The organism is Lacunimicrobium album (assembly GCF_052161635.1).
Classification (GTDB): Bacteria; Planctomycetota; Planctomycetia; order Planctomycetales; family Planctomycetaceae; genus SXPC01.
The window spans coordinates 474,969-486,933 of sequence record NZ_CP197413.1 but is presented as its reverse complement, the minus strand read 5'-3'; the positions used below and the strand labels follow the sequence as shown (position 1 = coordinate 486,933).

The 11,965-nt window shown below is 48.9% G+C and carries 6 protein-coding genes; 5 read left to right on the top strand and 1 reads right to left on the bottom strand.

Features of this window, described 5'->3' with window-relative positions; all coding sequences use genetic code 11:
- Window positions 1–32: 32 nt before the first annotated feature.
- Window positions 33–881 (bottom strand): hypothetical protein, encoded by an 849-nt coding sequence (locus SH248x_RS01925; RefSeq protein ID WP_459556826.1) that lies wholly within the window; start codon window positions 879–881, stop codon window positions 33–35.
- A 1,290-nt stretch (window positions 882–2,171) separates the two neighbouring features.
- On the opposite strand from SH248x_RS01925, the gene SH248x_RS01920 reads away from it, so the two are divergent.
- The 5 genes from SH248x_RS01920 to SH248x_RS01900 all read left to right on the top strand — a co-directional run bounded on the left by SH248x_RS01920 (window position 2,172) and on the right by SH248x_RS01900 (window position 11,960).
- Window positions 2,172–3,668: an efflux RND transporter periplasmic adaptor subunit gene (locus SH248x_RS01920; RefSeq protein WP_459556825.1), complete on the top strand. Its 1,497-nt coding sequence runs from the start codon at window positions 2,172–2,174 to the stop codon at window positions 3,666–3,668.
- A gap of 74 nt (window positions 3,669–3,742) precedes the next feature.
- Entirely contained in the window at window positions 3,743–6,958 is a 3,216-nt protein-coding gene (locus SH248x_RS01915; protein WP_459556824.1) for an efflux RND transporter permease subunit, read from the top strand.
- Window positions 6,959–7,028: 70 nt separating this feature from the next.
- Window positions 7,029–7,688, top strand: coding sequence for a hypothetical protein (locus SH248x_RS01910; protein ID WP_459556823.1), 660 nt, complete (start codon window positions 7,029–7,031; stop codon window positions 7,686–7,688).
- A 1,319-nt stretch (window positions 7,689–9,007) separates the two neighbouring features.
- Window positions 9,008–10,492: a TolC family protein gene (locus SH248x_RS01905; RefSeq protein WP_459556822.1), complete on the top strand. Its 1,485-nt coding sequence runs from the start codon at window positions 9,008–9,010 to the stop codon at window positions 10,490–10,492.
- A gap of 481 nt (window positions 10,493–10,973) precedes the next feature.
- Window positions 10,974–11,960, top strand: coding sequence for an AAA family ATPase (locus SH248x_RS01900; RefSeq protein ID WP_459556821.1), 987 nt, complete (start codon window positions 10,974–10,976; stop codon window positions 11,958–11,960).
- The last annotated feature ends 5 nt before the right edge of the window (window positions 11,961–11,965 follow it).

The window sequence follows — 11,965 nt, the reverse complement described above, 5'->3', positions numbered from 1 at the left end:
CTTACACTCTGCTACGTCAGGCCTCACAAAGGTTAGTTGTGGGCAGGAGGAGGCTGATTCATAATTGGAGGCGCAATTGGCGATGCCATGTTTGGAGCAGGAGGAGAGGTGACGCCAGGTGGCGGAGGAGCCTGTTGCAAGATGCCATTGGGAACTGGCGCCGCCTGCGAACCCTCGACGTGTTCCGCATGAGGAACTCCCATGTCATTCATCATGTGGTGAATTGTCGATTCAATTAAATCCATTTTGCTTTGCACGCCCATAGCACCGATTTGATGCTGATGCTGTCGAGTCCACCCTTTTACATCGTCTTGGATATGGTGAAAGTCTTGGTCAATGCCAGTCAGACGCTCGCGAAGAGCGTTTTTGTCATTGCGATGCTCTGCGTCATGTAGAAATTTTGCCGTCTGCAGAATGCCATACGCTTCCCGGTAAGTTTCATTGAAGCCATTGTTATGGGAATAGTTGTAATAAAAATCCAAGCACAGCTCGTTCATCAGTTCGTCCAGACGCCCTGAAAGATCTTCAGAATGTGCGAAGCCACCATAGGCCACAGGTGTTGGCTGGTGAAGTGTGTGACCGTGCGGGTCGACTGTCTGCGGACGGTAGTAATAAGCATTGTTCATGTAATAGTAGCTGCCATGATGGCTATGACCGGAATGTGGAAGAATATACTGAGCACTACTATGAATCATGGGACTATGATAATTGCCGATTACAAAGCCATGATTATCTCGCACGGAATAATTATGTTGGTCGAAACGGTATCCAGGAGAGTAATTGCGATTATGGTGATGATGTGGTTGGGCTTGCAAAACGCTCGCCATACTAGGAATGAGTAACATGCAGTAGGCTAATGACTTCAAGTTCTGTGTACTCATTGCGATGCTTTCTATACTGTTTGAATTTGGCGGTAGAAATACGTTCACTTGTGCAAGCTGGATGAGATTCTTTTACACCTCGGAGGACCAGATGACTACGACTCGCCACATAAAGCGTGCATTTATAATTATGACAGTCTGAGACAAGGCAAGAACCGAACTCCACTTTCTCCTGGTTGGGATTCGAGTTGATTCCTGAGCGCTGCTTTGTACTCGTCAACGAGGGTGATTTTCAAGGCGGAAATAATTTTTGTGAGTAAAAACTACGACGTCGGTTCTCAGGCGTCTTTCGTTGTTCATGATGAGAGCCAGCAATTCGCGACTAAGCCGCTATCGATCAATTGGAACAGGAAGGACAGGTTCGCTTGTAACGCTGTTTGCCAAAAACACGGTTCATTGCACGTCTATTCATGGGCATCTCGCTAACAGTCACTCTTCTCGACCGGAACAGTAGCGAGGAGAAAAAATCGCCATTTCTCCTCTGTTCACTTTCCTCAGACAGTAGCGTAGACTAGATGCGTTCCGTGAAGATAGGAAAAGCTCCCAACGGCAGTCATTCCTTTTGTGATTTCGATTTTTTGCCAAGAGCACGATCAGCCTCAAGTTCTTGTTGCAATTGACACGATCTTAAGAATGGGTCATTCTTTCGACATACCGACATCTTATTTCAAGGGCATTTCATGTTTGCTTGGTGTTTCAAACTGCTGACGCTTGTGGCCTTTGTTGGCCACGTTATGCTCGGCTGTTGCGCACACCATGCCCATGCGTCTGACGCAACATCCATTGCGTTTGTTGAAAATGACACTCTCGTTGCAAGCCACTGTCACGCCAATTGTGGTCACCGACAATCTTGCTTAAATGATTCCCAATCTGATGAATCACAGGAGCATTCGGAAGATCATGGCGACTGTGCCGAAGTGGAATGCTCCTATACCGAATTGAATGATAATGTAAAAGCTGTCGAAATGACTTCATGGACATCATTCGAAGCTGTTGTCGTAAGTCTTTTGTTAGCAGTGCCATCGGGCGATTCAACATCATTCCACGCTGGCGTTACGAAGCCTCCAGTCACATGCTCTCCTTTAGACACTTGCGCGCAGTTTCATAGCTGGCAGCTGTAGTTCATTGCTTTACCTGAGAGGCGTTGGGTAATCACGCCTCGGCTCAGATTCTTCGCTTTTCAAGCGACTTGTTGTCTTCCTTTCTTGTTCTAGTGTGCCTCTACATAAGACTGCGCGGATTGCTCGTCGATCCTGACGAGGATCTAAGCGCTACTGCTTTTGGTGCATTATGATGTCATTGCATAAATCGAACTCTCTGAAATGGTTCTGGCGTATTTCGGCTGCTGGGGTGGTGATCGCGGGGATCGCAACTTCAGGTATCTGGTGGCCCAAAACTTCTATGTGGATCGATCAAAGGATCGCAGGATATCGAGACTCGTCGGAGGGAGAGCCTAAAGAGGCTGCAAAGGAGAGTGATAGTCACGATCGTGGCGATCATAACCACGAAGGAGACTCGCATGAGCACGATGAATCCTCGTCATTGGAAATGACTTCTCAAGCGAAAATGAATCTGGGTTTAACGGATGAATTTGTGAAGCCAATTCAGCTTCAAGATTTTCGTCGTACTATCGCTGTGCCTGCGATTGTTGTCGCGCGACCAGGGCGAACACAGATCAAAGTCTCAACGCCTTTGACGGGCGTTATCACCCATGTTCATGCCATTACCGGGGAAGCGATTCAGCCGGGATCTCTGATGTTTGAAATTCGCCTCACGCACGAGGACCTTGTTGAAACGCAAACCCAGTTTCTTCAATCACTTGGTGAACTCGACGTTGAAAATCGCGAGATTGCCCGACTTGAGGAGGTAACTGCAAGTGGAGCTGTGCCGGCAAAGACGTTACTGGAGCGTCGGTATGCAAAGGATAAACTCGAAGCCCTGTTGGCTGCTCAAGGTGAAGCACTAAGGCTACACGGCTTTTCGAATCGCCAAGTAGACGAGATCGTCAGCAAACGCCAGCTTCTTCGTGACTTGAGTATTGTTGCTCCCGCTCTTGATCAGCCCGATCGCAATGAAGACAAAGAATTAAAGCTAAGCACGACGACAAAGCCAGTTTCACACCATGCGAATCCAAGTGGTGAAACGTCTTTAGTGATCGAGCAACTGAACGTTCAGAAGGGACAATCAGTCAACGCGGGAGAATTGCTCTGTACTCTTGCCGACTACAGCATACTTTACATTGAAGGCCAGGCGTTCGAACAAGACTCTGCAGCGATTACACAGGCCTCAGAACGTGGGTGGACTGTCTCGGCAGTCTTTCCAAACGAAGGTGGTGAGACTGTCCTCAAAGCTCTCAAGCTTGCGTTCGTCGGCAATTCGGTCGATCCAGAGACACGCTCGTTACCTTTGTTTGTCAACCTTCCCAATCAAGTGATCCGTGATCAGACTAGCCCAGAGGGACAGCGATTCATTTCATGGAAATATCGCCCTGGGCAACGTTTGCAGTTACGCATCCCGGTTGAAGAGTGGAAGGAACAGATCGTCGTGCCTGTCGACGCGATCGTCAAAGACGGTGCTGACTGGTACGTCTTTCAGCAGAACAGCGACCACTTTGATCGGGTTCCGGTCCACGTGAAATATCGCGATCAATCTAGTGCCGTTATCGCCTATGACGGCGCCATATTTCCTGGCGATGTGATTGCGCTACGATCAGCTCACCAGATGCAAATGGCTCTTAAGAATAAGTCAGGCGGTGGGGCAGACCCTCATGCCGGCCACAACCACTAATTCACTTCGATTTATTGCATTCTTGTGTTCCCCCGAGTACCTAAGATTTTCTTCAACATTCAGTTGCTCCAATCATGCTCAACGCCGTCATTCAATTTGCACTCAGACAGCAGTTGCTGGTCATTGCATTTGCCCTGTTTCTCATCGGGTATGGAACATGGCAGACCACACAAATGCCAATCGACGTTTTTCCTGATCTCAACCGCCCACGCGTTGTGATCATGACTGAAGCGCTAGGAATGGCCCCCGAAGAAGTTGAGTCGCTAATTACATTTCCCCTCGAAACAACGATGAATGGGGCAAACGGCGTTGAAGCCGTCCGCAGTTCTTCAGGCGTCGGTATCTCAGTGATCTACGTTGAATTCGCTTATGGCACCGACGTTTATACAGACCGCCAGATTGTGGCTGAGCGGATGCAGATGGTTCAGGATCGCCTCCCAGAAGGAGTGACACCTCAACTTGCTCCTATTTCATCCATCATGGGACAAATCCTAATGCTTGCCATGTGGAGTGATGATCCGAACGTGAAACCGATGGAGTTGCGCACAGATGCAGACTGGATCGTTCGGCAGCGTCTTCTGACGATCCCAGGCGTCTCTCAGATTTTCGTCATGGGCGGTGAACGAAAGCAATTTCAGGTTCGAGTTGATCCTGAAGCTCTTCTCCGCTTCGGCGTTACGCTAGAACAAGTCGAAACAGCGGTGCGAGCCAGCAATGAGAATGCCACGGGCGGCTACCTAGATCGGCAAGGACCGAGCGAGCTACTTGTTCGTGCCCTGGGACGAATTCAAAGCATAGAAGATCTTCAGAAAGTAGTCGTAACGATTCGCGATGGACGCCCTGTTGCATTGAGCCAAGTGGCTCAAGTCGTTGAAGGGGCTCAAGTCAAACGAGGAGACAGCTCCGCCTGGATGCGAACAAAGGACTCTTGGTCGGGCGGTCCATCAGTCATCCTGACTATCAATAAACAACCCGGTGCTGATACTCGTCTTGTTACCGAGAATATTGAGAAAGCTTTAGAAGAGCTGAAGCCTTCGCTCCCGGAAGCAGTGCGTATCATGCCCGTTTACTCACAGAAGCACTTCATCGAGCGTGCTATCGACAACGTCGTAGAAGCCTTACGTGACGGTGTCATTCTTGTTGCGATTATTCTCTTCATTTTTTTAATGAATTTCCGCACGACATTCATCACGCTGACTGCGATTCCGCTTTCGCTGGTGATGACCGCTGTTGTTTTTGCCATCTTTGGTTTCTCCATCAACACGATGACCCTTGGCGGTATTGCCGTCGCTATTGGCGAACTCGTTGATGATGCTGTCGTCGACGTGGAGAACATTTTTCGTCGCCTGCGTGAGAACCGCCATTTAGCCAATCCTGTCCATCCGCTACTCGTCGTGTATCGAGCGAGCACAGAGATTCGGAACTCGATTGTCTTCGGAACGATCATTGTGATGCTGGTCTTCCTACCACTCTTCGCACTCGGTGGTATGGAAGGAAAGCTATTTGCCCCAATGGGCGTTGCCTACATTGTTTCGCTGCTTTCCTCGTTGGTCGTCTCACTGACTGTTACCCCTGTACTTTCTTACTGGTTGTTGGGAAACAACAAACACACAGGCGAAGAAAAAGACGGCATCTTTGTTCGTTGGCTTAAGTACTTTGGGGAGAAAGTCATTCGATTTAGCCTGAACTTCCCTTACCTAAACCTCGGCGTCACGCTCGCCGCGGTTGCAATAGCGGCATTGTTCGTAGTCCGGCTGGAACGAGACTTTCTCCCCGCCTTCAATGAAGGCACGATTCAACTCAACGTCGTGTTACCACCAGGAACATCTCTTGCCACTTCGACTGAAATTAACAAATCAGTCGAAGATGAACTGAAGAAGATTGAAGACCTCCAAAGTTTCGCTCGACGAACGGGGCGTGCTGAATTGGATGAACACGCGGAAGGAGTCAACATGACCGAGTTCATCATAGAACTCGATCCAAATTCTTCTCGTAACCGCGAACAACAGCTCGATGAAATTCGCGAGTCAATGGCAAATATCCCGGGAATTGTAACGGCTGTCGAACAGCCGATCGCCCACTTGATTTCTCACATGCTTTCCGGCGTGAAGGCCCAGATCGGCATCAAGATTTATGGCGATGACCTCGACCTTTTACGCCAAAAAGCGGAAGCGATGAAGGCTGAAATCTCGCTGGTGTCAGGTATCAAAGACCTTCTCATCGAACCCCAGGTCATTATTCCTCAACTTCGCATTGAGCTCGATCGCGATAAGCTGCTCCTATATGGCCTTTCCGCGGTCGGCGTCAACGAATTCATCCAGACCGCGATGAACGGCACAACGGTTTCGGAAGTACTTATCGATCAGCGCACCTTTGATCTCGTTGTGCGACTCAGTGAAAACTATCGCGAGGATATTGACGCTCTCAAAAGACTTTCGATCGAAGTCCCCAATGGTGGGACCATTCCGCTTTCTGCGATTGCAAAAGTTTATGAATCGGGTGGGCCAAATACCGTCAACCGGGAGAATGTTCGACGACGTGTTGTCATTCAGTGCAACGTCTCGGAACGCGGTGTTGTTGATGTCGTCAAAGACATTCAGAAGATTGTCACCCCTGTTGTTTCGACCATGCCCTCAGGTTATTTCGTCGAGTATGGGGGACAATTTCAAAGCCAGCAATCGGCTTCACGCGTCATCGCGACGTTGTTCTTGATTGCCATGATTGGCGTCTTTCTTGTTCTCTATACCATGTTCGGTTCTGCCAACCTTTCTTTGCAGGTAATGGCCGCTCTTCCAATGGCTTTCATTGGCTCCGTTGCGGCCCTTGTTCTGACCGGACAGACTCTGACGATTGCCGCGATGGTTGGCTTTATCTCATTGACGGGTATCGCATCACGGAACGGTATTCTGCTTCTCAATCACTACCTCCACCTCGTTCAGCATGAAGGAGAAGGTTTCACGCACGGCATGATTATTCGTGCTGGCCTGGAACGCCTTTCTCCTGTGCTGATGACCGCACTCACTGCCGGAATCGGCCTAATTCCGTTGGTTCTGTCCGCGGGCGAAGCGGGGAAGGAAATTCTTTACCCGATTGCCACGGTCATCCTCGGCGGGCTGATCAGCTCGACGTTGCTTGACTTTTTCGTTCACCCTGCGTTGTTTCTTCTGCTTGGGATCAAAGACGCCGAACGTGTTGTGCGCACTTCACGTGAGACGATTGAGCTGACAGAAGAAAGCAAGATGGGACACAGCTCTGTCACTTCACACCAGTCAACGATGGCTGGTCTTTAACCCGGTTCGATTCCTGCATTACACGATGGACGATCGATGCCAGGAAATCTGTTTTCTCAAGGATGCTATCATGAAACGGTTCCAAGTCTCAATTCTCTCTGTCGCCATGACATGCTTCTCCATTCCCGTTATTGGATATGCCCAGCAAGGGCACTCGCATGAAGGCCACAATCACGCCGAGCATGGCGATCATGATCACTCTGGGGAGGTCCTCGGCTTTCAACTCAAAGACTGGAAAGAATCACATTTTGAAGATGCCGCCAAAGCGGAACAACACCTCCAGACGCTCAAGAAATTAGGATGTGAAGCCGAAAAGAGTGGGCATGCCGGGCATATCGATATCCGGTACCGTGCAAAAGAATGGAAGACAATGACCGCAGCCAACCATGATCTTGCTCATCAATGGGAAGGATGGCTGAAAGAAGCAGGGTTCGACGTATTCCATGGGCATCAGGATGCGTCATTTTCCAAGGGACCAGAATCGGTCGAGTTCCGCCTGGTAGAGTGGAAAACTCTACACGGTGAAGGTAACGAAAAGGAGCAAGCTGCAGTTATCGATATTCTCAAGAAGCTCGGTACCGAAGTGAAAATTGACAAACACGACGGACATTCTGACATCAAATATCGAGCTCCGATTTGGATCGACATTCACGTCGCTGATCACGCGACATCTGAAAAGTGGACCAACTGGTTACGAGCCAACGGTTTTGAAACTCAGCACGAACACTAATCTAGTGAAACACTCCTTGGTGGGCAGAGTGGCTGGCCTTCGTGGCTGCTCTGCCTATCATCCTGTGCTCAAATGAAATTCAAAAACACATTGGTTTTTGAATCCTCGCAGCTAGTAAAAGATTAGTCGGCCCAATTGAAAGCATGAACGCGGATTGACAGGGAAACGTTTCTCCGATTTAGAGCGAATCATACTGGCTCAGGACGAAATCCTTTGTGACGGCGTCGGATGCCAGGGAGAAGCATCCCTGGCAGTTTTGCTTTTAATTACCGGAATGTGCCCAACATCAAGCGAACAGGCGTCGGGCTTATTCCTGCTCTATCAACTAACATTGATTGCTCGTTAATTTGCAAACCGTCGAGATGTGACGTATTTGCTTGCTTAAGAATCTCATGTACCGCAAATAGCCAAACAATCAGCACAATTTTTTGGCTTCCTGGGACCAATGGATGCTGTCGAGCCCTTGGGAGATCAAATGGCTCGTGCCAATGTTCATGGCGAATACTTTCCAGGGTTAGCAGTAATTCATGCCTGAGTTTTGCATTTTACTACTGAGATTGTCACTTCATCGATCAAATACTAACCACTATAGAACCAGAAATTCATGGCAGTGAGCACGTAATTGGTTCGCTCCACCATATCTCTTTATCTTCTGGCCAACAGCGCCACTAAATTGCCATGGCGACGCTAACGATTGTAGCGATCGAATTGCTCTGGCCGATTTTAAGATAAATTCTCATCACATGATTCGTCGCGAATTGATCCTGAATTTGTGACCATGCCGAAGAAAGTAAGGAGGACGGGATGCCTTTGGGTTGAATCAGACATGGATAACACGGATGAACGTTCCACGCTACATATCGATTCTTCTAGCAGGCATGGTGGTGATCAGCCAGTTGTTACCATGCACATGCGGAATGGCATTCGCTCACATTCATGTCGGTGATTTTGGTTCCGCCTGCTCCTCCAGTGCTAGACAGCATTCTTGCACACATCCCCTTTGTCACCAGAGGGGCGTTGAACATCAGCATGACAAGCATGGTCAGCACAAGCATGATGCTCCACCTTGCGAGCAGTGTCAGTTTGCTGATCAAGGTGTTTTGCTGGATGCCGAAACAACTATTTTTAGCGATGCTCCTCTACCGTCTCCTTCATTACTTATTCTCGACTTTCCCTTCTTTTCCACAAAGGCGAAATTTCAGGGTGAGCCGCCACCACTTTTGAGTAGGCTCAGACCTTTCCGACTGCAGGTCTAAGTTGGAACTGAGAAACAAACTTTCGTTTCTAAGTTCTTCATTATTCCATCTCGGAGGTGTTTTATGAGTCCACGTCACTCAAGACAATTTTATTTGCATACAGCGATTTGCTTATTCGCCGCATCAGGCTGTGCTGGTTCACGAAACACAGTTGCCGAAAGCAAATACACACCGGTCCCTCAGTCAGTCGCCGATCTTGCATCTCAGCCAATTACTTCAGAAACATCGGTTCAACGGGACTCGTTAAACATCGCAGCAGCAGCAGATGTTCGTCCAGCCGATGACAACGCAAATAACGCATCAGGTGTTATTCTGACTTCCGCGGAAGGCACTGCAGGTCTGACGATCGAGCAGTTCGAACAGTTGGCTATGTCCAACAACCCGACCCTCTCCCAGCAAGCTGCGGGAGCACAAGAAGCGTCCAGCATGCAGTCACAGGTTGGTCGTAAGGCAAATCCGACAGTCGGGTACTTCGGATCTCAGATTGCAGATAAAGGCACTGATCAACACGGCTTGTTCCTCGAACAAGAGTTCGTTACAGGAAATAAGCTGCAACTTAACCAGGAAGTAATGCGACAAGCGGTTGAAGTTCAACGCTGGAATTATCAGTCACAGACCTATCGCGTCATGACTGACGTCCGCATGCGATTCTATGAAGCCCTCGCTGCCCAACGTCGCCTTGATCTGATCGAGGAGTTTCTTGGAGTCGTCTCTCAAGGAGTAGATCTTGCCAAGAAGCGCAATGAGTCACTAGAAGCTTCCAGAACCGATGTGTTGCAAGCAAGTATTCAGCTGAACGAGGTTGAAGTCCAACTTCAACAAGCACAATACTCCTATGATGCAGCCTGGAAGTCGCTCGCTTCCGTCGTTGGTGTGACCTACATGCAACCAGCAAAACTGTCTGGTGATCTACCTACGCAGGCGACTCTGACGGATTGGAATCAAACTTTTGAGAACCTGCTTCAGACCAGTCCAGAACTCCATGCTGCTCGTGCAAAAGTTGCTCAAGCTCGGGCAAATCTGTCTCGACAGGAAGTTCAGGCCATTCCCAACATCACAGGACAACTGGGGGCTGGTTACGATCGAGGTACTGATAACGGAATGATCAACCTTCAAGTCAGCGCTCCGATTCCAGTCTTTAACAAAAATCAAGGCAATATCTCTGCTGCCTATGCTGGCTACTGTAAAGCAACACACGAAGTTCGCCGCCTCGAAATGGCGATTCAAGCGAGACTTGCCGTTGTTGCAAAGGAATACGACTCGGCCCGAGTTGCGGTAGAAAAATATAACCAAGAAATCCTTCCTCAGGCAGAAGAAACCCTCAAACTTGCTGAGCAAGCATACAATGCGGGAGAGTTTGCGTTCCTTCAAGTGCTGGTTGTACGACAAACATTCTATCAGACCAATCTGCGATATATTGAATCGCTGTCCAACTTGGCCACTGCCCAGGCGCAGGTGAATGGATTGTTGTTGACAGGTGGATTGGATGCCGTCGATAGCGTTCAGGTCGACGACAGCCTTCGCGGGCAAACTTTTAGTCAGCAATAATGTAAAACGTACGGGCTTGTCGGATCAGTCGCTGACCTCAGCCCGTTAAAACGTGTTGATATAGACGTGAAAATAAATCGAAGGAAATTGCTACGAAAACAGTCTGATGCTGGGACAACGACAAATATGACAGTTGATTCAGCAAAGGGTCCCGAATCTGCAGTTCTTTTTGGTTTGTCTTGCCACAGCATCTTCACAATTCATTTCCAGCACTCGATACTGAAGACTCCGGAAAAGACTGGCGCGATTCCTAAAGAGGTTTCATAATGCAGTCGTGATCACAAAACTGAATCAGGTCTTTTGCTCGTCTGTTCCTAGCAGATTGCGACGTCCCATTCTATTCAACCTCAAGCACCAACGAAATTCTGTACGTATCATTTTGGGTATTGGGAAGAGGAAGGACCGTCCATATTCGCGTCCCCAGAGTGTCGCAAGCAAATGACAGACGGTCCACATCAATTTACTGGGAGAGTTGGCTGAAATGGCCACAGCGCAGCAACTCAAGGCATTACTACAAAGCTATAGCGAAGCGGACGGCGAAATGTTCGTTTCTGTGGCTTTGCAAATTGCTGCGCATGAGGCAAGGTCAGGACGTGACAAGTTCGCCGCTGAACTCAAGCAATTAGTCGATGAAATAAAAGGAAAACAACGAACAGCAAAGGTGGGCGGGGCAGTCCCAATGGCTCGCCCCACGGGTGAGCTCGCAACGTTGCTTTCGGCAACTTATCCACATACAAAACTTTCCGAAATGGTGCTTGCTCCCTCGCAAAGAGAGTCGCTGGAACAAATCATTCGAGAGTATCGCCAGCAGAGTAAGCTGCGAGAGCACGGACTTTCTGCAAGACGCAAGATTCTACTTGTCGGTCCTCCCGGCGTTGGAAAAACGATGACATCGTGGACTTTGGCGGGGGAGCTGAAACTACCACACTTCGCCGTGCAACTGCATTCTCTCATAACAAAATATATGGGTGAGACTGCTGCGAAACTTTTCGCGATCTTTGAATCCATGCGTCATGCTCGCGGTGTTTACTTATTTGATGAGTTCGACGCGATCGGCTCTATGCGTGCGGGGAGCAATGATGTCGGAGAAATACGCCGGGTCTTAAATTCCTTCCTGCAGTTTCTAGAACAAGATGATTCCGACAGTCTCGTCATTGCAGCGACAAATTTGGAAGAAATTTTGGACGATGCCTTGTTTCGTCGATTCGACGATGTGATTCGCTACAAAATGCCATCTGAAAGCGAATTAAGCAGTCTAGTTTTCAACCGTCTGGCAGCATTTCAGCTTTCTAACGCTGACTTGATGCAAGTCACTGATGCTGCTCGTGGGCTTAGTCACGCGGAGGTTTGTCGGGCCTGTGATGAAGCGGCTAAGATGGCGGTCTTGAATGATCGACGATATATAATTATAGAAGACATGTTACGAGCCGTTGGCTCAAGACAGGAACGAAAACACCCCATGAGATGATGTAA